The sequence below is a fragment of the Campylobacter sp. US50a genome (genome assembly GCF_004379015.1).
Classification (GTDB): domain Bacteria; phylum Campylobacterota; class Campylobacteria; order Campylobacterales; family Campylobacteraceae; genus Campylobacter_D; species Campylobacter_D jejuni.
This window is the reverse complement of the sequence record NZ_RYYJ01000006.1, coordinates 93,873-114,483: the sequence shown is the minus strand read 5'-3', so window position 1 is coordinate 114,483 and position 20,611 is coordinate 93,873. Positions and strand designations below refer to the sequence as shown.

The 20,611-nt window shown below is 29.6% G+C and carries 22 protein-coding genes; 14 read left to right on the top strand and 8 right to left on the bottom strand.

Going from position 1 to position 20,611, the window contains the following annotated elements; genetic code table 11:
- Positions 1-1,430 (bottom strand): methyl-accepting chemotaxis protein (locus ELQ11_RS05530; protein ID WP_134225187.1); only part of this gene is annotated, 1,430 nt, incomplete at its 3' end.
- Positions 1,431-1,644: 214 nt separating this feature from the next.
- On the opposite strand from ELQ11_RS05530, the gene ELQ11_RS05525 reads away from it, so the two are divergent.
- The 5 genes from ELQ11_RS05525 (at position 1,645) to ELQ11_RS05505 (ending at position 5,849) form a co-directional block, all read left to right on the top strand.
- Complete coding sequence (locus tag ELQ11_RS05525; protein ID WP_052858453.1) at positions 1,645-2,070, top strand: MerR family transcriptional regulator; 426 nt, start codon at positions 1,645-1,647, stop codon at positions 2,068-2,070.
- 129 nt (positions 2,071-2,199) lie between these two features.
- Positions 2,200-3,177 (top strand): aldo/keto reductase, encoded by a 978-nt coding sequence (locus tag ELQ11_RS05520; protein WP_134225186.1) that lies wholly within the window; start codon positions 2,200-2,202, stop codon positions 3,175-3,177.
- Positions 3,178-3,235: 58 nt separating this feature from the next.
- Positions 3,236-3,655 (top strand): cupin domain-containing protein, encoded by a 420-nt coding sequence (locus ELQ11_RS05515; protein ID WP_134225185.1) that lies wholly within the window; start codon positions 3,236-3,238, stop codon positions 3,653-3,655.
- Between the two features lie 107 nt (positions 3,656-3,762).
- On the top strand, positions 3,763-4,518 hold the full coding sequence (locus tag ELQ11_RS05510) for a carboxymuconolactone decarboxylase family protein (protein ID WP_126211367.1): 756 nt from the start codon (positions 3,763-3,765) through the stop codon (positions 4,516-4,518).
- Positions 4,519-4,571: 53 nt separating this feature from the next.
- On the top strand, positions 4,572-5,849 hold the full coding sequence (locus ELQ11_RS05505) for a hypothetical protein (RefSeq protein WP_134225184.1): 1,278 nt from the start codon (positions 4,572-4,574) through the stop codon (positions 5,847-5,849).
- Between the two features lie 152 nt (positions 5,850-6,001).
- Here the strand turns inward: ELQ11_RS05505 and ELQ11_RS05500 are convergent, their stop codons facing one another.
- Positions 6,002-6,880: an aminoglycoside 6-adenylyltransferase gene (locus tag ELQ11_RS05500; protein ID WP_134225183.1), complete on the bottom strand. Its 879-nt coding sequence runs from the start codon at positions 6,878-6,880 to the stop codon at positions 6,002-6,004.
- Between the two features lie 274 nt (positions 6,881-7,154).
- On the opposite strand from ELQ11_RS05500, the gene ELQ11_RS05495 reads away from it, so the two are divergent.
- Positions 7,155-8,231 carry an NAD(P)-dependent alcohol dehydrogenase gene (locus tag ELQ11_RS05495; RefSeq protein WP_126264466.1) on the top strand — a complete coding sequence of 359 codons (1,077 nt, stop codon included), beginning with the start codon at positions 7,155-7,157 and terminating at the stop codon, positions 8,229-8,231.
- A 1-nt stretch (position 8,232) separates the two neighbouring features.
- Here the strand turns inward: ELQ11_RS05495 and ELQ11_RS05490 are convergent, their stop codons facing one another.
- Positions 8,233-8,682 carry a lipocalin family protein gene (locus tag ELQ11_RS05490; protein WP_052950172.1) on the bottom strand — a complete coding sequence of 150 codons (450 nt, stop codon included), beginning with the start codon at positions 8,680-8,682 and terminating at the stop codon, positions 8,233-8,235.
- Complete coding sequence (locus ELQ11_RS05485; RefSeq protein ID WP_002867086.1) at positions 8,675-9,016, bottom strand: helix-turn-helix domain-containing protein; 342 nt, start codon at positions 9,014-9,016, stop codon at positions 8,675-8,677. Before ELQ11_RS05485 ends, ELQ11_RS05490 begins: the two co-directional genes overlap by 8 nt.
- 99 nt (positions 9,017-9,115) lie before the next feature.
- On the opposite strand from ELQ11_RS05485, the gene ELQ11_RS05480 reads away from it, so the two are divergent.
- Together ELQ11_RS05480 and ELQ11_RS05475 are read left to right on the top strand one after the other, a co-directional pair.
- The gene (locus ELQ11_RS05480; protein WP_002867872.1) at positions 9,116-9,694 is read left to right on the top strand and encodes an NAD(P)H-dependent oxidoreductase; all 579 of its coding nucleotides are present in this window, start codon (positions 9,116-9,118) and stop codon (positions 9,692-9,694) included.
- A 32-nt stretch (positions 9,695-9,726) separates the two neighbouring features.
- On the top strand, positions 9,727-10,623 hold the full coding sequence (locus tag ELQ11_RS05475; protein ID WP_052950173.1) for a DMT family transporter: 897 nt from the start codon (positions 9,727-9,729) through the stop codon (positions 10,621-10,623).
- Here the strand turns inward: ELQ11_RS05475 and ELQ11_RS05470 are convergent.
- The 4 genes from ELQ11_RS05470 to tupA all read right to left on the bottom strand — a co-directional run bounded on the left by ELQ11_RS05470 (position 10,620) and on the right by tupA (position 14,032).
- Positions 10,620-11,585 (bottom strand): biotin-dependent carboxyltransferase family protein, encoded by a 966-nt coding sequence (locus ELQ11_RS05470; protein ID WP_072223697.1) that lies wholly within the window; start codon positions 11,583-11,585, stop codon positions 10,620-10,622. The two genes, ELQ11_RS05475 and ELQ11_RS05470, sit on opposite strands and share 4 nt — an antisense overlap.
- On the bottom strand, positions 11,566-12,306 hold the full coding sequence (gene pxpB / locus ELQ11_RS05465) for a 5-oxoprolinase subunit PxpB (protein ID WP_126217935.1): 741 nt from the start codon (positions 12,304-12,306) through the stop codon (positions 11,566-11,568). The genes ELQ11_RS05470 and pxpB overlap by 20 nt, the downstream gene beginning before the upstream one ends.
- A gap of 9 nt (positions 12,307-12,315) precedes the next feature.
- Positions 12,316-13,083 carry a LamB/YcsF family protein gene (locus ELQ11_RS05460; protein ID WP_074486897.1) on the bottom strand — a complete coding sequence of 256 codons (768 nt, stop codon included), beginning with the start codon at positions 13,081-13,083 and terminating at the stop codon, positions 12,316-12,318.
- A gap of 139 nt (positions 13,084-13,222) precedes the next feature.
- Positions 13,223-14,032: a tungstate ABC transporter substrate-binding protein TupA gene (tupA, locus tag ELQ11_RS05455; protein WP_126217934.1), complete on the bottom strand. Its 810-nt coding sequence runs from the start codon at positions 14,030-14,032 to the stop codon at positions 13,223-13,225.
- 78 nt (positions 14,033-14,110) lie between these two features.
- Between tupA and tupB the strand changes: the two genes are divergently transcribed.
- The 6 genes from tupB to ELQ11_RS05425 all read left to right on the top strand — a co-directional run bounded on the left by tupB (position 14,111) and on the right by ELQ11_RS05425 (position 20,608).
- The gene (tupB, locus tag ELQ11_RS05450) at positions 14,111-14,797 is read left to right on the top strand and encodes a tungstate ABC transporter permease TupB (protein ID WP_002871132.1); all 687 of its coding nucleotides are present in this window, start codon (positions 14,111-14,113) and stop codon (positions 14,795-14,797) included.
- 1 nt (position 14,798) lies between these two features.
- Positions 14,799-15,794, top strand: a complete 996-nt coding sequence (tupC, locus tag ELQ11_RS05445; RefSeq protein ID WP_044780401.1) for a tungstate ABC transporter ATP-binding protein TupC — start codon at positions 14,799-14,801, stop codon at positions 15,792-15,794.
- A gap of 137 nt (positions 15,795-15,931) precedes the next feature.
- Complete coding sequence (gene acs / locus ELQ11_RS05440; protein ID WP_070252615.1) at positions 15,932-17,905, top strand: acetate--CoA ligase; 1,974 nt, start codon at positions 15,932-15,934, stop codon at positions 17,903-17,905.
- Between the two features lie 87 nt (positions 17,906-17,992).
- Positions 17,993-18,817: a UTP--glucose-1-phosphate uridylyltransferase GalU gene (galU, locus tag ELQ11_RS05435; protein WP_002871129.1), complete on the top strand. Its 825-nt coding sequence runs from the start codon at positions 17,993-17,995 to the stop codon at positions 18,815-18,817.
- Entirely contained in the window at positions 18,811-20,031 is a 1,221-nt protein-coding gene (locus ELQ11_RS05430) for a glucose-6-phosphate isomerase (RefSeq protein WP_070210373.1), read from the top strand. Before galU ends, ELQ11_RS05430 begins: the two co-directional genes overlap by 7 nt.
- 127 nt (positions 20,032-20,158) lie before the next feature.
- Complete coding sequence (locus tag ELQ11_RS05425; RefSeq protein WP_052858423.1) at positions 20,159-20,608, top strand: Dps family protein; 450 nt, start codon at positions 20,159-20,161, stop codon at positions 20,606-20,608.
- The last annotated feature ends 3 nt before the right edge of the window (positions 20,609-20,611 follow it).

Sequence of the window (20,611 nt, the reverse complement as noted above, 5' to 3'; positions counted from 1 at the left end):
CCACTTTCATTAGCTAAAGCATTAGCAAAGTCTGAACTTTGTTTTAGCATTTTAACTATTTCATCACCTAAAGCATTAGTAGTTAATTCAACACTTCCTGAAGCATTAGAGATTTTATTTCTAAAATCTAAGCTTTTGTATTCTTCAAATATTTTATGAATAACATTCATATCAGAACCTACTCTAGCTTGTAAAACATCAAGAAGTTTATTTAGAACATTTTTAAGTTCAATCAGTTGTGGGTTTCTTGGATTAGCGGTAATTCTTGCTGTTAGATTACCACCTTCTACAACTGATACGGTTTGAACTGATTCTTTAACGGCTTGATTGTCTTGTTCTAAACCTTTTTTAGTAGCAAGGATGTTTTCGTTGATAGCACTTGAGATTTGTCCAAATTCATCATTGCTTTTTACCTCTATAGTAGAAACATTTTTTGTTTTATGATTGATGAAGTCAAAGAATGAAGTTAAACCTGTTTGGATAGCTGCAAGTGGAGAGAGGTATTTTGATACGATGAAATAAAGGAGAATGACGCTAATAATAACCACAATAATGACAACAATAGCTTGAATAAATGCGACTTTATGAATAGGTCCATTTATAATATCAGCGCTTTCGGTAATACAAGCTGTATAAGTAAAAATTTTGGCACAAGTTCCAAGTCTTTCTTGTCCTTCTAATCCATAGGTGAAAAAATTATAATCTCCGTTAGCTTTATATGCATTTAAAACAGGAGAATGATCAATGGATGGATTTAATAATTCTTTATTGGTTGCTGCAAATATTTTATTTTCTCCATCAAATAAAAATGTATTTCCAGGAGTTGCTGCAAATGCCTCTTGTAAATTTTCTGATAGTATATCTACAGCTACTACCCCTATAAATTTACCATCTTTATAAAGAGCTTTAGAATAAGTGAGCACATGTTTATTACTCACAGGATCTAAGTATACAGGATTAATATAGATCTGATTCGTTTTTAAGGCTTCTTGATACCATTTTCTTTCTCTTGCATCATAATTATTAGCTTTGCCATTAATTATTGCATTTACTTTCTTATCGTCACTTTCTTTTTGGCTGACTATACTATTTCCATTATTTAGTCCAATATAAACAGCTAATGCATCTGAGCTATGGCGATAATTTTTTAGTATAGGTGCAACATTATTAAAAATTTCTTCTTGCGTTTCTAATGAAGACATAGGTAAACTTTGAATATCTTGCACTAAATTATTAAGAGTTGATAAATTTTCGGTTCTAAAATCTTTAACCGTTGATTGTGCAACTCGAAGCAAGTTTGATTGATTAATGAGTGTACTTTCATATAAAGACTGTTTTGTAAAGTAGAAGCTCACAATACCTAAAATAATTAAGGCAAAAATTGCAATTAAATTTGCAATAAGTGAAAGTTTGATTTTTATACTATTCATTCTTTTCCTTTTTTTGTATTTATTTTTAATTTAGAATTAAATCTAGTATTATTCTATCAAAAAATATAAAATATTTTTTGATTTTTATCTTGAAAATTTAAAAATTTAATTATATTAATTGAGAACCATATCAAAAAGTAGCATTTAGTATAAAATAATAAAATATTTAGTTAAAAATTGAATTGTATGAAATTTATATTTATAAAGGATTAGAATGGCTTATACGATCATAGAGGTAGAAAGAAAAACAGGAGTTTCTAGTAGAACACTTAGGTTTTGGCTAGATAAAGGTTTATTTCCCTTTGTGGAAAAAGATAAAAATGGAGTGCGTTATTTTAGTGAAAAAGATTTAGAATGGGTGATTTGGGTGGATTGTTATAGACAAATTGGCATGAGTATCGAGGATCTTAAAAGATATATTTTTTTATGTGCTAAGGGTAAAGATACGGCAAAAGAGAGATTAGAGATTATTTTAAAATTAAAAGAAAAAACACTAAAGGATATGAAAAAATTGGAGAATATTATAAAAAAACTTGATTTTAAAATAGATTATTATGAAAAAATGGTTATGGAAAATAAAGATGAGCTAAATCCTTTAAGTAAAGATTATATTAAACGAAAAAAACGAGTAAAAATTTAAAAATATTTAATTTTATTCTTGACTTACACCAGATGTTAGGTTTTATACTTTTAATTAACATGTATAGAAAAATGTTTTTAATAGTTAAGAACTATTAGTTTTTAATAAAAAATAAAAAAGGAAAAACAAATGCAAAAAAGAAAATTAAGAAATTTGGAAGTGAGCGTCTTAGGACTTGGTTGTATGGGTATGAGCTTTGGTTATGGAGAAGCTAAAGATGAAAAAGAGATGATAACACTCATTCATAAGGCAAAGGATCTTGGTATTGATTTTTTTGATACAGCCGAAGTTTATGGTCCTTTTATTAATGAAGAATTAGTAGGCAAAGCAATAAAACCTTTTAGAAATGAAGTGATATTAGCGACAAAATTTGGCGTTAGGATTGAGGGTGCTAAGCAAATTGTTGATAGCACACTTAGTAAAATCAGACAAAGTTTAGAAGGTAGTTTGAAGCGTTTGCAAACAGATTGTATAGATCTTTATTATCAACACAGGGTTGATACAAATGTTCCAGTTGAAGAAGTTGCTAATTTAATGAGCGGGTTTTACAAAGAAGGAAAAATTAAGGCTTGGGGTATGAGTGAAGCAGGGGTGCAAAGTATTAAAAAAGCTCACGCAGTATTTCCGCTTAGTGCGGTTCAAAGTGAGTATTCTTTATGGTGGAGAGAACCAGAAAAAGAACTTTTAAAAGTTTTGGAAGAATTAAATATAGGTTTTGTTCCTTTTTCTCCTTTAGGAAAAGGATTTTTAGCAGGTAAATTTGATGCAAATTCTACTTTTGAAAATAATGACTTTAGATCACAAGTTCCACGTTTTAAAAGCGAGAATTTAAAAGCTAATTTGGATTTAGTTTATGCATTAGAAGATATAGCAAAAGCTAAAAATGCTACTTTAGCACAAATTGCTCTTGCTTGGGTTTTGGTGCAAAAAACATTTATTGTGCCTATTTTTGGAACAACAAATTTACGAAGGTTAGAAGAAAATATTAATGCTGTTAATATTGATTTTACTCAAGAAGAATTAAATCATTTAAAGAGTATTTTAGAAAAAATAATAATCAAAGGGGATCGGTATGCCGGTGAAGCAGCTCTTAGAGTTGGGAAATAAAAAGTTTGGTTTATTTCTTATTGTAATGGTTTTATGTAGTTTTGTTAAAGGAGTGTAAATGCAAGAACTTGAAAGTAAAGGAATTCATGGAAGTTTTAAAGGCGATAGTAAATTTTTTAGCAAAAATGTAAAAGTTTCTATGATGTTTAAATCAAATCAGTGGAGAAATTTTAGTGGAGCTTTGGTTGAATTTGAAGCCAGTGCTAGAAGTGTATGGCATACTCATCCTCAAGGACAAACCTTAATCGTAACAGAGGGTGAAATCATCACAAAAGTTCCAGGTCAAAAAGCCTTTATAGCCAAAAAAGGCGATGTGATAAGCTGTCCTATAGGAGTAAAGCATTTTCATGGTGCGACTAATACAAGTAGTGGAGCACACATAGCACTTACAGGCGAGAAAGAAGGTAAAAATGTAGAATGGCTTGAGCTTGTAAGTGATGAAGAATATGAAAATGCCTTAAAAGAAGCAAGAGAGTAAAGAAATTTGTAAATAAAACGCAAAAATTTTATAAAAACTTTTATGTTTTTTGGAGTATTTTAAATGCTCTTTTTTCGCAAATTTTAAAAACCACAAAGGATAAAACCATGCAATTAAGACAAAAAGCAAGAGAAATTTTTGAAAAACTCTTAGGAGGAGCAAAAAAGGATCAATTTTTTGCAAGTGATAAAGAGTATTTTATCAATCACATAAATTTTACTTTTGACGAGAGTTTTGTAAAAGCAAATTTGGATACACAAAAATATTTTTTAATCACCCTTGCTTCTACTTTAGCAGTAGGTGGAAAAATAGAGTTTAAAGCTTTACTTCAAGGTGCAATCAAGAATGATATAAGTCCTATTGTCATCAAAGAAGTGATTTATCAAGCTACGCCTTATGTGGGTTTTGCTAGAGTATGTGATTTTTTAAGTCTTTGTAATAAAGCATTTAAAAAACTAAATATTGCCTTATCTTTGACTTCACAAGACACCACTACGCAAGAAAATCGCAAAATAAAAGGCAGGGAAATACAAAATGCTATTTTTGGTGAAGCCAATATCACTAAAATGATAGAATCTACCCCAGAAGATAAAGCTTTTATAAATGATTTTTTGAGTGCGAATTGTTTTGGAGACTACTATACACGCACAGGACTTGATCTAAAAACTAGGGAGCTTTTAACCCTTGTATATCTTATCTCACTTGGTGGGCTAGACAATCAAGTAAAAGCTCACATACAAGGCAATCTTAACATGGGGCAAAGTAGAAAAGATTTGCTAAATATCATTGCAGCTCTTATTCCATATATTGGCTATCCAAGGGCTTTAAATGCAATTGCTGTGTTAGATAGCTTGACTTTATAATTTTTTATGTTAAAAATTTATGTTGCATTTTTATTGAATGAAAGGATTAAAAAATGGAATTTAAAACTTTATTAAATATAAAAGAAAAAAGATTACAAGAATGTCAAGAATTGATAAAAAAACTTGAAAAGGAAAGAAGCAATTATGAAATTACAAATTGTAAAAATATAAAAGAAATAAATATAAAATTAGAAAAATTGATAAAAAAAGAAATTTTATTTTTTGAAAATTTAGAATATGAAAAATTTAAAAATAATCCCCAAGAATTTGATGATTTAGAAGATGAAATTTATTTTTATTTTGATTTATATATGATAAATATTTCCAAGCCAGAGTTAAAAGAGCTTGAGTTTAACTCTAAAGTTGAATTTAAAAAATATGAGGAACGTTATGAAATAAGAAAAGATAAAAAAGATTTTATTAAACTTTCAAAATCAATTTTGCAAACTTCAAAAGATTTATTTCAAGTTGCAATTTTGGCTGGATTTTCCATAATTATTTTTATACTCATTCTACATTTTTTGCAAACAAAAACCATTCCTTTTTTGGATAGCCAAAAGGCAACTGCTTTGGCAATTACAGGAGTTTTATTTGGAGGAATTTTTAGTTTTTTCTACACGGGAATATTTTCTTTTTCAAGAGAACTATATAAACAATATTTTAAAATACCAAAAAGAATCCCTTTTATAATTTATATCACTTCATCCATTATCACTTTTATCACATTACAGAAACCTAATATATTATTATTAATATCTATTGTTATTGTATTTATAGTTGCAAATGGTGCATTATATTTTTTTGGAAAAAAATATAGAATTTCATCAAATAACTTTGAAATTTTTGCAACACAAACAATGTTAATATTTGTAATATATATAGCTATTGCTATTATTAGTGTTTTTATCATCATTAAATCTCAAGAAATTAACTATCGTTATCTTGGTTTTGGTTGTTTCATTATCTTTATATTTTTTAGTCTTCAATTGTGTTTTAAAGACTTTAAAAGTTTTAATTTTTTTGCTTTTATTAATACTGTTATCTTATTTTTATCTATTATATTTTTAAATGAAAATATTACTTCTTATTTGAAAATAGGCAATTTTAAGGCAGAAGAAATGACACTAAGTAAAAATAAAATTGTAAAAAATAAATTATTAGATAATAACATCAGCTTTATTGAAAATGAAGAAGGTTTAAAAGTAAAAGATTTATATATTCTTTCAGATGCAAAAGATGTATATTATATACAAAGCAAAAAAGAAGAAAATAAGAAACTAAAAAAGTCATTTCTAATAGATAAAAAATATGTTTTAGATAAAGATTTTTGATAAAAAAGGAAAGTTAAAGTGCAAAGTATAAGTTAAAATATTTTACTTTAGTATAAATTGCACTTATTTTTAAATATATCAGTTTAAAAAAACTTAAAGACTATAAAAATGCGAAATAAAAGTAGTTTTTATTAAAGAAGAATAAAATAACTTTACAATTTTCTTAAAATTTTGCAATATTTTTTTACATTTTTTCGATAAGAAAAAAGCTTAAAGTCATTCTTTTTTGCTACAAATTTGGTGTTTTTGTGAAATAAATTTTCAAGCTTTTTTCTTGTTTTTTTAATTTGTTCAAGTGAAGTAGTATTAAAAGAATTTAAGATAATTTTTATTTCTTTTTGCTTTAAAAAGTTTAGAATATCAGTATTTTGTTTACCTAGCCAAATTTCAAAACCAAATTTAAGTCCGACTTTAAAACTAAGCATATCAAAAAGTGTTTCACGCATAGAATTTAACAAATAATTTGACATTATAAATTGTTTTCTTAAAAGAGCTTTTTCTAATTTTGTAAAAGTAAAATAAAACTCATTGCATATTTCATCAAAATCTTTTTCTGTTGGTTTCTTAATGCAAAAAGCATTCTCATTTTGAGTTTTCTTAAATCTTTGATCTTTATCTATAAGCGCTTTGCTTAAAGGTTCAAATTTATAATAATGTTTCAATGATTTTAAGGGGATAAATTTAAAGTCTATTCTCACTCCATTTTTAAAAATTACCAAAAAACTCACCCAATTTTTAGGCAAATCAGCTTTATAGAATTCAAAGCTTTCAGGCGCTTGATAAAATAAAATTTTTCCAAAATTTTTAATAAATTTAGGTAATTTTGCTTTTTTGATATCTTTGCTTTTGTTTAGGTTTAATAATTTTCTCAAATTTTTAGATTTTAGAAAAAATGAAATATCATAATCTTGATATTTATCCTTTTTAGCTTTCTTATTTACTCTTGAACCTTCAAGTGTTATAAGACGAATTTGTTTATAAATAAAAGCAATATTTTTAATTTTTTCTAAAATTCTTTTTTCGCTTTGCATCTAAAAATTCCTTTTTTTAAAAATCTTAAAAGTTTTATATTTATATAATAATGATTTTTATCCATTTTGATATATTTTAAAAATATTAAATTTTCATAAATTCTTTTATATTTTAAAATTTCTAAAGATTTTTATCATTATAAAAAAATACGTTAAAAAATCAAAAAATTTTAACACATCAAGTATTTTTCTAATTTTTAAAAAATTATTTTCTCTCTTGACTTATAGCTACTCTAATGTTTTATAATTATAAAAAATCAAAAAAGGAGCAAAAATGCAATACAAAATTTTAGAAAACAATCGCATCGCAAGTAAAGGTTATGCAATGCTTAGCAAGGATGCGAAATTTACACCCTTTGAATTTAGCCGCCACGCTATTGGCGATAATGATATTTTGATTAAAATCCTATATGCAGGCATTTGTCATAGCGATATTCACACCGCAAGAAGCGAGTGGGGAGAAGCTACTTATCCTTGTGTACCTGGGCATGAAATAGCAGGAGAAGTTATCGCTGTGGGTAAAAATGTGAGTAAATTTAAAGTAGGAGATTACGCAGGGGTTGGTTGCATGGTAAATTCATGCGGTGAATGCGATGCTTGCAAACGCTCACAAGAGCAGTTTTGCGAAAATGGCAAAACCATCTTTACTTACAATAGTTGCGATGTATTTCATGGCAATGAAAACACTTATGGGGGCTACTCAAACAACATAGTTGTAAGTGAAAAATTTGCCATTTGTGTGCCAAAAAATGCACCGATGGATAAGGTTGCACCTTTGCTTTGTGCGGGCATTACCACTTACTCGCCTTTAAGATTTTCTAAGATAAAAGAAGGTTCAAGCGTTGCTATAGCAGGATTTGGCGGACTTGGTATGATGGCTGTAAAATACGCTGTTAAAATGGGTGCAAAGGTTAGCGTTTTTGCTAGAAATGAAAACAAAAAAGCCGATGCTTTGGCTATGGGTGTAAGCTCATTTTACACAAGCTGCGATAAAAACGCCGTAAAAGAACGCTTTGATTTAATCATCTCAACTATTCCAACGCCTTATAATCCTGCAATTTATTTGGATTTACTTAAATTTGGTGGCGAAATGGCTATAGTTGGCTTACCTCCTGTGGAAGATAAGGTAAATATAGGCATAAACGAGCTTGTACATAAGGCAGGTAAGAAGGTTTATGGTTCGTTAATTGGCGGTATTACTGAAACTCAAGAAATGCTTGATTTTTCTTTAAAACATGGAATTTATCCAGAAACCGAGCTTATTACCCCACAAGAAATCGATAAAGCTTATGAAAATCTAACCTCAGGAAAGGCTAAATTTCGCTATGTTATTGATATGACAAAAGAATAATTTAATACTTATCAAAAACTACATCGCTAATGTCAAATCCTCTTTGCTTAGCGATGTCTAAAAGCTCTTTTGTGCTTTTTTCATCTATTATATTTCTTGCTAAAATCCAAAGATATTTTTTATCAGGACTACCCACAATGGCAACTTTATACTCGCTATCAATAAAAATGATTTCATAATTTACTCTATTAAAAAGGTTCATAAAGATATTAAATCTCACTGCTAATTGTCTATTTGAAACGATTTTTGCCTTACCTTTTATGCTTGAAATTTCATTTTCTTTACTGCAAAAATTTTCAATTTCTACATAAGGAATGCCATTTTTATATTTAAGCTCGTATTTTGCCTTTGAATTTAGGCAAGATTTTTGAAAAAAAGCAGGTTTTCTAGCCATTTCAAGCCATTCTCCCATATAATTTTGTAAAGAAAGTTCGCCAATTAATTCAAGCATTTTTTTCCTTTTTGTCTTTCTCGCCCCATTTGCACATAGCTTGTAAGATAGGAATTAAACTTTGTCCGCGTTTGGATAAGCTATATTCTACCTTGGGTGGAATTTGAGCGTATTCTTTTCTGATAATTAAACCATCGTTTTCTAGTTCTCTTAAGGTATTGGTTAAAGTTTTAAAAGATATGGAGCTTAAAAAGCGTTTGAGTTCATTATAACGCACGATTTCATAGCGAAATAAGCAGTATAAAATACTCATTTTATATTTTCCATTAATTAATGCTAGAGTATAGTTAAATCCACATTCTTCGAAATTGCACTGAGAATTCTCTTTAGTCATTTAACATTCCTTTAGTATAGTATCTTACTTTATTTTCTGTATTGAAAATGATATTATGCTAAGTTATAATTGTATCATAAAATTTAAAAAAGGATAAAAATGAAAAATATACTCTTGCTTAATGGTGCTAAAGAATTTGGAAGTTCAAAAGGACAGCTTAATTTAACATTGCATAATCATGCTTTAGAAATTTTAAAAACATTAGGATACGAAGTAGATCAAACTCACATAGATCAAGGATATGATCCTAAAGAAGAGATACAAAAATTTATAAAAGCTGATGCTGTGATCTATCAAATGCCAGCTTGGTGGATGGGCGAGCCTTGGATAGTTAAAAAATATATCGATGAAGTGTTTGGTTTGGGTGCTGGAGTGCTTTTTAAAAATGATGGAAGAACTCATGAAAATCCTAGTAAAAACTACGGAAAAGGTGGTTTAGATCATGGTAAAAAATACATGTTTTCTCTCACTTGGAATGCACCTCTTGAAGCCTTTAATGATAAAAATGAATTTTTTGAAGGAAAGGGTGTAGATATGGTGTATTGGCATTTGCATAAGGCTCATGAATTTATAGGTATGAAAGCTTTACCAACTTTTATGTGTAATGATGTGGTAAAAAATCCTCAAGTGGAAAAATATCTAAACGAGTATGAACTACACTTGAAAAAAATTTTTTAAAAAATTTGACTTAAAAATTTCAAGGTGTAACATTGACTCGAACAAAGTATTTGTATATCTTGCTTGTTTTAGCTATGTTTTTATGGGGCTCATCTTGGCCTACTTCTAAGATTTTATCAGCTTATGCTGATACTTCTGTGATTACTTTTTGGCGTTTTTTCTTTGTTTTGCTAGGTTCTTTGATGGTATTAGGCTTTTTAAGAATTCCTTTAAGGCTTGAAAAATCTATTTTAAAATGTGTGCTGATAGCAGGAATTTTAAATGGGCTTTATACTTTTGTATTTTTTATTGCCATTAAGCATGGTTTAGCTGGAAAAGGCGGTGTTTTGGTTACAACTATGATTCCTATTTTTTCTTATTTGATATTTATGATAGCAATATTATTTCAAAAAGATAAAAAATCAACTCACAAGATCACAAAGAGTGAAATTCTAGGCTTATTTTTAGGTTTATTATCTGGATTTTGTTTGTTAAATTTAGGGAGTTTAGAAGATTTATTTGGTAAATTTAATATTTTGTTTTTAACTTGTTCTTTTATTTGGGCTTTGATAGCAGTGTTTAATCATAAAGCCAAAGGAGCTCACCCTTTGGCGATTAACTTTTATATTAATCTCATTTCTGTTTTAATGTTTTCTTGGGTATTGTTTGATGTAAAAAGTTATGAAATTTTTCATTTTGAATTTAAATTTTGGATCAGTATGTTTGTCGTGGCTTTTTTATCAACTATTATAGGTACTAGTATTTATTATTATGGGATTCACATTTTAGGGAGTGTTAAGGCAAATTCTTTTGTTTTAATCACTCCTGCTAGTGCTTTAATTTGTAGTTATTTTATACTAGATGAGGTGCCAAATGCACTTACCTTGTTAGGTTGTGCCTTGGCTATAGGTGCTATATATTTTATCAATATTTATGGTAAAAAAGCTTAAATCAAATTTTCAAAATCAAGATTGATTTTTTGATCCATAGCTTTAAATTTCATTTCTCTTTGTTTATAAAGCTCTAAAGCTTCTTGCATACTAATGCTTTGAAATTTAAAGCTAGAGCCTAACTTAGCTTGTGCGAGTAAGCTTAGATCATTTTCTATAACCGTGGCTATTTTTGTATAACCTCCTGTGCTTTGTCTTCCTGCCATTAAAATGATAGGAATACCACTTTTTGGCACTTGTATGCTTCCAAAAACCGCAGGATCTGAGATGATATCTGCTGAGTTTTTATGCTCTATACTTTCGCTAGATTCTGCATAAATTGCCATTCTATCGCTTTTTAAACCTACTTTATAGCTAGTATTTAAAAAAGTATCTATGCCTTTTTGAGTAAAAGCATCTTCATTTGTTCCTAAAATAACGCGTATAATAGGCTCTTTAGAGCTTTTAAAAATAGGATTTTCACATTCTCTAGCTTCTAAATTAAAAGGTATAAAAGTATCATTAGTTTTTAAAATATCATCTTTTTGTAAAACCCTTCCTTTAAAAATTCCAACTCCCATTTTAGCATCGCTGGATTTAGAGTTTAAAAAACTTTTTACTTCAAAACCACCTGCTATACATAAATATCCACGAAAACCTATTTTTGCTAAACCGAGTTCTAAAATATCGCCTTTATTTGCTTTATATACCTTGTAAGTTTTGATTTTTTCCTTATTAAGCTTTGCCTCAAATTCAGCTCCACTTAAAACAAAATAATTCTCATCTAAAAATTCGTATTTTCCACCTTTTAAACAAAGCTCAATTCCTGCTTCATTTTGTTTGTTTCCAAGTAAGATATTTGCTATTCTTAAAGCATCTTCATCCATAGCTCCACTTCTTGCTATGCCAAATTTAGCAAATTTTTTTCTACCAAAGTCTTGCAAACTTGAATTTATAGATGCTTCAATGATTTTTATACTCATAAATTTCCTTTTGATAGACTTTTTTAGCAACTTGCTCTTGGATATCGAAAAATTCATCTTTTGAAATGGCTTTAAATTTTAAAAACATACCCGCTTTTAAAAGAGTGGGATTTTTTTCATCTTCTTTATCAAAAAGTTCCAAAGGTGTTCTAGCAATGATTTGCCAACCCCCTGGGCTTGATATAGGATAAACTCCTGTTTGCTTATCAGCTATGCCTACACTTCCAGCTTCTATTTTTGCTCTAGGGCTTGAAAGGCGTGGGGTAAAAAGCCTTTCGTTCAAACCTCCAAGATAAGGAAAACCTGCCATAAAACCTAGCATAAAAACAAGATAATAAGGCTTAGTGTGAAGAGATACAAGCTCTTCTTTTGAAATTTGATTGTGTTTGCACACAAATTCTAAATCCAGTCCAAATTCTTCATCATAACAAAGTGGAACTTCTATACAAAGACTTGAGTTTTGCTCCGTAAGTTTAATATCCTTTTTAATTTTTTCTAAAAAATCAAGCAAAGAATTTAAAGAAAGTATACAAGGATTAAAATATATAAGCAAGCTTGCATAAGCACTTACTAACTCATCAATCCCATAAATTTCACCTTCTTTTAGGGCTTTTTGTATCCTTTGTTCCGTGCTTAAAACATAAGCATTGATTTGAGGTGAAATTTCTTGCTCAAAACGTAAAATCAAAGCCTTGCTTCCGCTAAAATGCACACTAAACATTGCTAAAACCTATATAAAATTTTCCAAAGCACAAATTTGAATTTGTTCTTTTTCTAAATTTTCTTTGATTTTTTTAACAAATTCTAAAGCTTTTACATTATCCCCATGAACACAAATGCTATCCGCTTTTAAATCAATTTCTTTGCCATTTATGCTTGTAACTTTGCTTTCTTTTATCATTTTTATCACGCGTTTGATAGCTAAATTTTCATCGTGTATTAATGCCCCTTCTAATTTTCTTGAAACTAAAGTGCCATCATCATTATAAGCACGATCTGCAAAAACTTCATTAGCATATCTTAAACCTTTTTTCTTAGCCGCTTCATTCATAGCAGAATTACTAAGCCCTAGAAAAATAATATTTTCATCAAAACTCGCCACTGCCTCACAAAGTGCTAAGGCTAAATTTTCATCAATAGCTGCCATATTATAAAGTGCACCATGGGCTTTAAAATGCTGTATTTTCATACCTTTTGCCTTGGCAAAGCCAAATAAAGCTCCTAGTTGATACAAGGCATAGTTTTTAGCCTCTTCAAAGCTTATTTGCATATTGCGTCTTCCAAAACCCAAAAGATCAGGATAAGATGGGTGTGCTCCTATGCAAACACCATTTTGCTTGGCTAAAATTAAGGTTTTATCCATCACACAAGGATCACCCGCATGAAAGCCACAAGCGACATTTACTGAACTTACAAATTTTAAAATTTCTTCATCCATTCCCATTTTATAGGCGCCAAAACTTTCCCCTAAATCACTATTTAAATCCACTTTGAACATTATTTGACCTTGTATATTTAATTATTGATTTTATTATATCTAAAGAAGAAATTTAAATAAGCTAAAAGTATTGAAAAATAAATAAAAAAGTTACAATAAGTAAAAATAATATTTTAAGCAGGCTAAAACCTGCTTAATTTTAATCCTTCCTTGTTTTTGCATCAACTACGAATAAAGGTTTATAGAGCAATTTAAATCCGCTAATAAAACTTAAAGTATCGTCACTTGTAAGCCAATTGATAAATTTTTTAGCTTCAGTATAATTGACATTTTTGCAATGCTTAGGATTTGTTGCTATAACAGAATAAAAATTTTTAAGGCTATCATCACCTTCATTTACAATGACTAAACTTGGATTTCCTTTTTCACTGGCTTCATATTTGATATAAGTGCCACGATCAGTTAAAATCACACCTTTTTTTTCTTCAGCGATTTTAATGCTTGCTAGCATACCTTGTCCACTTTGTTGATACCAGTTTTCTTTTTCAGGCACACCACCAAGATCTTTCCAAAGACTTTTTTCTTTATTATCAGTACCTGATTTATCGCCTCTTGAGATGAAAGTGAGTTTTTCATTTTTGATAAGTTCTAAGCTTTCTTTTAAATTTTTACCTTTAAATTTAGAAGCTAAAGATTTATCTGCGATGATGATAAAATCATTATACATCACAGGCGTTCTATCCACACCAAAACCTTTTTTCATAAATTCTTTTTCAGCTTTTGGAGAATGCACAAAAAGCACATCAGCATTGCAATCTTCACCCATTTTTAAAGCCGCACCCGTTCCTACTGCAACCCATTTTAAGGTATTGCCGCTTTCTTGTTCATAAAGAGGCTTTAGAGCATCTAAAAGTCCTGTATTGTCAGTGCTTGTTGTGGTTGCCATTTTAAGTTCTGCTGCACTTGCACTTAAAGTTAAAGCAAGAGCTAAAGAAATGATTTTTTTCATTTTTTCTCCTTATAAATTTACATAAAAAAATATTTTAGCATAATTATGCTAAAATTACTTATTTTAAAAAGGATATTTTTGGATTATATTTTTGATGGTTTTAAACAAGCTTTATTTTTACTTTTTAATGCTGATGAAAGTGTAATTTCAGCTATAAAAACTACACTTTTAAGCTCAAGTATTTCTATAGTTTTAGCTTTGCTTATAGGTTTTCCTTTAGGATTTATCTTAGGTTTTTTTGATTTTAAATTCAAACGCTTTATAAAACTTATCATAGATACTAGCCTTTCTTTTCCAACAGTTGCAGTAGGACTTATACTTTATGCACTGATTTCAAGTCGAGGACCTTTGGGAGAATTTGGATTGCTTTTTACTATAAAGGCTTTAATTTTAGGGCAGTTTATTTTAGCACTTCCTATAGTGATCGCACTTTTTTCAAATTTGATAGAAAATATGAATAAAAAACATTTTTTACTTATAAAATCTTTTCACCTAAGTCCTTTAAAACTTGTTTTAATGATGATTTATGAATTACGTTTTGCCTTAATTAGCGTCGTTGCGCTAGCTTATGGACGCATTGTAGCAGAAGTAGGAGTAGCGATGATAGTGGGTGGAAATATCAAATACGACACTAGAACCATAACCACAGCTATTTCACTTGAAACCAACAAAGGCGAATTTGCTAGCGGTATAGCTTTGGCTTTGGTTTTAATTCTCATTGCCTTTTGTTTAAATTTCATCACACATAAACTCAAAAGAACATAAAATGATAGAAATTTCTAATCTTTTTTTCAACTATCAAAACAAAGAAGTTTTAAAAATTAAAAATTTAAAACTTGATACTAGTAAAATTAGCATCTTAATGGGAACGAATGGAAGTGGAAAATCTACATTTTTAAGAATATTAAAATTTTTAGAAGGAGATTTTTCAAAAAATATTTCTTATTTTGGAAATTTTAAACTTAATAATAAACAAAAGCGTGAAATTTATTTGCTTTTTCCAGAGCCTATTTTGTTAAATCGTAGCGTAAGGGCAAATTTTTTATTTACTTTAAAAACTTATGGGATTAAAGAAGATATCGAAGAACGTATAAAAGAAAGTTTGATGTTTTTAAATTTAGATGAAAGTCTTTTAAGTAAATATCCTAATGAACTTTCATCAGGACAAAGTCAAAAAATAGCTTTTGCTATAGCTTTAAGCGTAAGAGCGAAGTATTATTTACTTGATGAACCGAGTGCTTTTTTGGATAAAAATACTACGCTTTTATTTAAAAAAGCTATTCTTAAAATGCACGAAAATTTCAATACAGGTTTTTTAATCGCAAGTCATGATAAACATTTTTTAGATTCTTTGGCTCAAAAAAAACTTTATTTACACAGTGGAGAAATTTTAGAATTTGAAAATACTAATGTTTTTGAGCTAGAAAATCAAGGTGTGAAATTTTGTAATTTTATAGATTTTAGTAATTGTAAAAAATATAAAGATTTTAAAAAACCTCCAAGTAAAATTGCTATTGATCCTTATAAAATTTCTTTTTTTAATTCTAAAAATATCCCAAAAAATAATTATGAGTTTATTTTAGAAAAATGTTATATTATAGCACTTAGAAGTAGGAAAAGTGATGTTTTTATAAGGGTAAGTTGTATGGATAAAATTTTAGAATTTGCTTTAGAAAAACAAGAATTTTTAAAATTCGATTTAAAATTATACGAAGAACTCAGTCTTTATTTTTATGAAGATGCAATATGTTTCTTAAATTAACATACATTATAAAATTTAAATAAAATATTACAAATATTCCCATTTTTTATAAAATTTATCTTAATTATTTTTTAAATTTGTATTTAATATAAATAAACTCTTATATAATGTTTAAAAATAACCATAAAGGAGTTTTTATGCTTAATCAAAATAATCAAGAGCTTTTTAAGCCAAGTAAAGAATTTTCTCGTAATGCTCGTATAAAAAATTTATGTGAATACTATGATTTATGCGATGAAGCCAAAGAAGATTTTGAAGGTTTTTGGAAAAGACAAGCACTTGAGAAGATCGAGTGGTTTTCGCCTTTTTCAAGAGTGCTAAATGAGGATAAAGCTCCATTTTATAAATGGTTTGAAGGTGGAACTTTAAATGTAAGCTATCAATGTCTTGATCGTCATATGAAAACAAGACGCAATAAAGCTGCTTTGATTTTTGAAGGTGAAATGGGGGATTATGAAGTTTATACTTATAGAAGATTATTGCATGAAACTTGCAAGGCAGCCAATTTGCTTAAAAAATTCGGAGTAAAAAAAGGCGATAGGGTTGTAATTTATATGCCTATGATTCCTCAAACAGCTATAGTAATGTTAGCTTGTGCAAGGATTGGGGCTATTCATAGTGTGGTATTTGGAGGGTTTTCTCCTGAAGCCTTAAGAGATAGAATTATAGATGCAGGAGCTAAACTTGTAGTAACGGCTGATGGTGCTTTTCGTCGTGGCAAACCTTATATGTTAAAACCTGCAGTAGATAAGGCTTTAAGTGAAGGGTGTGAAAGTGTAGAAAAAGTACTTATAGTTATACGCAATAATGAGCCTATAGAATATATTAAAGGAAGGGACTATGTTTATAACGAACTTGTGAAAAATGAGTCTTATAAGTGTGAACCCGAAATCATGGATAGCGAGGATTTGTTGTTTTTGCTTTACACTTCAGGATCAACGGGCAAGCCAAAAGGAGTTATGCATGCAAGTGCAGGATATATACTTTGGGCACAAATGACTATGGAATGGGTTTTTGATATTAAAGATTATGATAATTATTGGTGTAGTGCTGATGTGGGTTGGATTACAGGACATACTTATGTAGTTTATGGGCCTTTAGCATGTGGAGCAACGACTATAATGCATGAAGGAACTCCTACTTATCCAAATTCTGGGCGTTGGTGGAGAATGATAGAAGAGTATCAAATAAGCAAATTCTACACTTCGCCAACTGCCATAAGAATGCTTCATGCTGATGCGCCTGATGAGCCAAGAAAATATGATTTAAGTACGCTTGAAGTGCTTGGAACGGTTGGAGAGCCTATAAATCCTAGTGCTTGGAAGTGGTTTTATGATGAAATAGGGGGAGCTAAAAGTCCTATAGTCGATACTTGGTGGCAAACAGAAACAGGTGGACATATGATTACGCCTTTACCAGGCGCTACTCCTTTAAAACCAAGTTGTGCTACCTTGCCTTTGCCAGGAATTTTTGCAGAAGTTATTGATGAAGAAGGCAATAAAAAAGATGAAGGTGAAGATGGATTGCTTTGTATAACCAAACCTTGGCCTTCGATGATTCGTGGAATTTGGGGTAATGATGAACGCTATATAGAAAGTTATTTTTCTCAAGCTAGAAAAGATGGAAAAGCTGTATATTTTAGTGGCGATGGTGCTTTTTATGATAAAAATGGTTATATTACCATCACAGGAAGAACAGATGATGTGGTTAATGTTGCAGGACATCGTATAGGAACGGCTGAAATTGAAAGTGCTATTGCTAAACATCCAAGTGTAGCAGAATCAGCTGTAGTGAGTATTTTGGATGCGATTAAGGGCGAGTCACTGTTTGCTTTTGTGGTTTTAAGTCCTGCATCCAGTTGTGATCTTGGCGGAGCTATAGAAACTTTAAAGGAACTTAATGACATTTTAAGAGTAGAGATAGGACCTATAGCTAAAATAGAAAAAATTCTTTATACTCCAGGTTTGCCAAAAACTAGAAGTGGTAAAATAATGAGAAGAATTTTAAGAACTATAGCAAGAGGTGAAGAAATCAAACAAGATATTTCAACACTTGAAGATTCTGGAGTAGTAGAAACCATTGTTAAATTGGCTAAGGCCGAGTTTGAATAACCAAGGTAAAAAGAACTTTGCCTTGTTTTGTTGCATAAAAATTCATAAAAATAAGCTATAATGATAAAAAAATAAAAGGAAATTTTTATGCTTCAAACTTGTATTTTCCCTGCGGCAGGTTATGGGACGAGATTTTTACCTGCAACAAAAACTTTACCTAAAGAGATGTTGCCTATCTTAACTAAACCTTTGATTCATTATGGAGTTGATGAAGCTTTGGAAGCAGGAATGGAAAATATGGGCTTTGTCACAGGGCGTGGAAAAAGAGCTTTAGAAGATTATTTTGATATTTCTTATGAACTTGAGCATCAAATTTCAGGTACAAAAAAAGAATACTTACTTGATGAAATTCGTTCTTTAATCAATCGTTGTACCTTTACTTTTACAAGACAAAATCAAATGAAAGGTTTAGGTGATGCGGTTTTAAAAGGTAAACCTTTAGTTGGCGATGAAGCTTTTGGCGTAATTTTGGCCGATGATTTGTGTGTTAATGAAGAAGGCTTAAATGTTATGGCTCAAATGGTAAAAATTTATGAAAAATATCGCTGCACCATCATAGCTGTGATGGAGGTACCAAAAGAACAAGTTTCAAATTATGGAGTAATTTCTGGAAATTTTGTAGAAGAAAATCTTATTATGGTTAATTCTATGATAGAAAAACCAAGTCCTGATGAAGCTCCAAGTAATCTTGCTATCATAGGAAGATATATTTTAACTCCTGATATTTTTGGAATTTTAGAAAATACTAAAGCAGGAAAAAATGGCGAAATTCAACTTACCGACGCGCTTTTAACTCAAGCAACCAATGGTATGGTTTTAGCTTATAAATTTCAAGGGAAACGCTTTGATTGTGGAAGCGTAGAAGGCTTTGTAGAGGCGACAAATTATTTTTACGAGAAAAGTAAATGTTAAACAATACACTTTTTTTTAAGCAAAGTGAAATTCACACTATAAGTTCTTATGCAAATCGTATTAATGATGAGGTAAAAAGTGGAGATATAGGGTATTATCATCTTATTGACACAAGTTTGAATTTAATCGATAAGAGCTTGAAATTTATTCAAGATAAAGAATATGTAAAAAATGTCGTTTTAGTTGGAATGGGAGGTTCAAGTTGCGGTGTAAAAGCCTTGCGCGATATGCTTTTTAATGAAAAAAGTAACCAAAGAGAGCTTTTTATACTCGATAACACAAGCTCACATTCTTTTAATAAGACTTTAGAAAAAATCAAGCTTGAAGAAAGTTTGTTTTTAATCATCAGTAAAACAGGTAGCACTATAGAAGTCGTATCACTTTTTAAACTTCTTATTGAACATTTTAAACTTGATATGCAAGAATTAAAAAAATACTTTGTTTTTATTACTGATAAGGATTCAAAACTTCATAAAGAAGGTGAAAATTTAGGTATTAAATGCTTTTTTATCCCTGCAAATGTAGGAGGTCGTTTTAGCATACTTTCAGCTGTGGGTATAGTTCCACTTTGTTTTTGTGGCTATAATGCCAAAGCTCTTTTAGAAGGAGCTAAAGCTTGTTTTGAAGATTTTTTTACTCGCAAAAAAGATGAAATTTTACAAAAGGCTTATCATTATTGCACACACAAAAATGCCAATATCAATGTGCTTTTTTCATATAGTGATGCTTTTAAAGGCTTTAACGAATGGTATATCCAGCTTATTGCTGAAAGTTTAGGTAAAAAGCAAGGCTATAAACGCATAGGTTTAACTCCTGTTGCACTCATTGGAGCAAGAGATCAGCATAGTTTTTTACAACTCATCATGGATGGACCTAAAAATAAAACTGTAACTTTTTTAAAAATCAAAGACGCTCAAAAAGCACCTATTATCCCTGATATTCATTTTAAATTTTTAGATTCTTTAAGTAATAAAGTCAATCTTCACGAACTTTTAAACGCCCAATGTGATGCAACTATGCATGCTTTAATCGCCGAAAATTTGAGTGTTGATGTGATAGAACTTGAAAAACTTGACGCTTGGCATGCGGGATATTTGATGTATTATTATGAACTTTTTACTTCAACTTGCGGTGTTATGCTAGGGATTAACACTTATGATCAACCTGGTGTGGAAGTTGGAAAGTTGATCTTAAAAAATATATTAATTTCTTAATCAAAATTCATTAAAAAAAGAGTATAATAATTTTAAGTTAAAATTATAATAAAAATTTTTAATTAATAATAATTATTATTTAAGAATTTTATACTATAATTTTAAAAATCAAAAAAAGGAGTCAATCATGTCAGTTACAAAACAATTATTACAAATGCAAGCAGATGCTCATCATCTATGGGTTAAATTTCATAATTATCACTGGAATGTAAAAGGTTTGCAATTTTTTTCTATACACGAGTACACAGAAAAAGCTTATGAAGAAATGGCAGAACTTTTTGATAGTTGTGCTGAAAGAGTTTTACAACTTGGCGAAAAAGCTATCATTTGCCAAAAAGTTTTAATGGAAAATGCAAAAAGTCCAAAAGTTGCAAAAGATTGCTTTACTCCGCTTGAAGTCATAGAACTGATCAAACAAGATTATGAATATCTTTTAGCAGAATTTAAAAAACTCAATGAAGCAGCAGAAAAAGAAAGTGATACCACAACAGCTGCTTTTGCGCAAGAAAATATCGCAAAATATGAAAAAAGTCTTTGGATGATAGGCGCTACTTTACAAGGTGCTTGCAAAATGTAATTT

Excerpts from the sequence above, each read along its gene's own strand:
- ELQ11_RS05515 (WP_134225185.1), top strand. The coding sequence starts at position 3,236 with ATGCAAGAACTTGAAAGTAAAGGAATTCATGGAAGTTTTAAAGGCGAT.
- ELQ11_RS05430 (WP_070210373.1), top strand. The coding sequence starts at position 18,811 with ATGTTAAACAATACACTTTTTTTTAAGCAAAGTGAAATTCACACTATA.
- ELQ11_RS05425 (WP_052858423.1), top strand. The coding sequence starts at position 20,159 with ATGTCAGTTACAAAACAATTATTACAAATGCAAGCAGATGCTCATCAT.
- ELQ11_RS05470 (WP_072223697.1), bottom strand. The coding sequence starts at position 11,585 with ATGAGTATAAAAATCATTGAAGCATCTATAAATTCAAGTTTGCAAGAC.
- tupC (WP_044780401.1), top strand. The coding sequence starts at position 14,799 with ATGATAGAAATTTCTAATCTTTTTTTCAACTATCAAAACAAAGAAGTT.
- galU (WP_002871129.1), top strand. The coding sequence starts at position 17,993 with ATGCTTCAAACTTGTATTTTCCCTGCGGCAGGTTATGGGACGAGATTT.
- ELQ11_RS05460 (WP_074486897.1), bottom strand. The coding sequence starts at position 13,083 with ATGTTCAAAGTGGATTTAAATAGTGATTTAGGGGAAAGTTTTGGCGCC.
- ELQ11_RS05525 (WP_052858453.1), top strand. The coding sequence starts at position 1,645 with ATGGCTTATACGATCATAGAGGTAGAAAGAAAAACAGGAGTTTCTAGT.
- ELQ11_RS05490 (WP_052950172.1), bottom strand. The coding sequence starts at position 8,682 with ATGCTTGAATTAATTGGCGAACTTTCTTTACAAAATTATATGGGAGAA.
- ELQ11_RS05480 (WP_002867872.1), top strand. The coding sequence starts at position 9,116 with ATGAAAAATATACTCTTGCTTAATGGTGCTAAAGAATTTGGAAGTTCA.
- ELQ11_RS05520 (WP_134225186.1), top strand. The coding sequence starts at position 2,200 with ATGCAAAAAAGAAAATTAAGAAATTTGGAAGTGAGCGTCTTAGGACTT.
- pxpB (WP_126217935.1), bottom strand. The coding sequence starts at position 12,306 with ATGTTTAGTGTGCATTTTAGCGGAAGCAAGGCTTTGATTTTACGTTTT.
- ELQ11_RS05510 (WP_126211367.1), top strand. The coding sequence starts at position 3,763 with ATGCAATTAAGACAAAAAGCAAGAGAAATTTTTGAAAAACTCTTAGGA.
- ELQ11_RS05500 (WP_134225183.1), bottom strand. The coding sequence starts at position 6,880 with ATGCAAAGCGAAAAAAGAATTTTAGAAAAAATTAAAAATATTGCTTTT.
- acs (WP_070252615.1), top strand. The coding sequence starts at position 15,932 with ATGCTTAATCAAAATAATCAAGAGCTTTTTAAGCCAAGTAAAGAATTT.
- ELQ11_RS05485 (WP_002867086.1), bottom strand. The coding sequence starts at position 9,016 with ATGACTAAAGAGAATTCTCAGTGCAATTTCGAAGAATGTGGATTTAAC.
- ELQ11_RS05505 (WP_134225184.1), top strand. The coding sequence starts at position 4,572 with ATGGAATTTAAAACTTTATTAAATATAAAAGAAAAAAGATTACAAGAA.
- ELQ11_RS05495 (WP_126264466.1), top strand. The coding sequence starts at position 7,155 with ATGCAATACAAAATTTTAGAAAACAATCGCATCGCAAGTAAAGGTTAT.
- tupA (WP_126217934.1), bottom strand. The coding sequence starts at position 14,032 with ATGAAAAAAATCATTTCTTTAGCTCTTGCTTTAACTTTAAGTGCAAGT.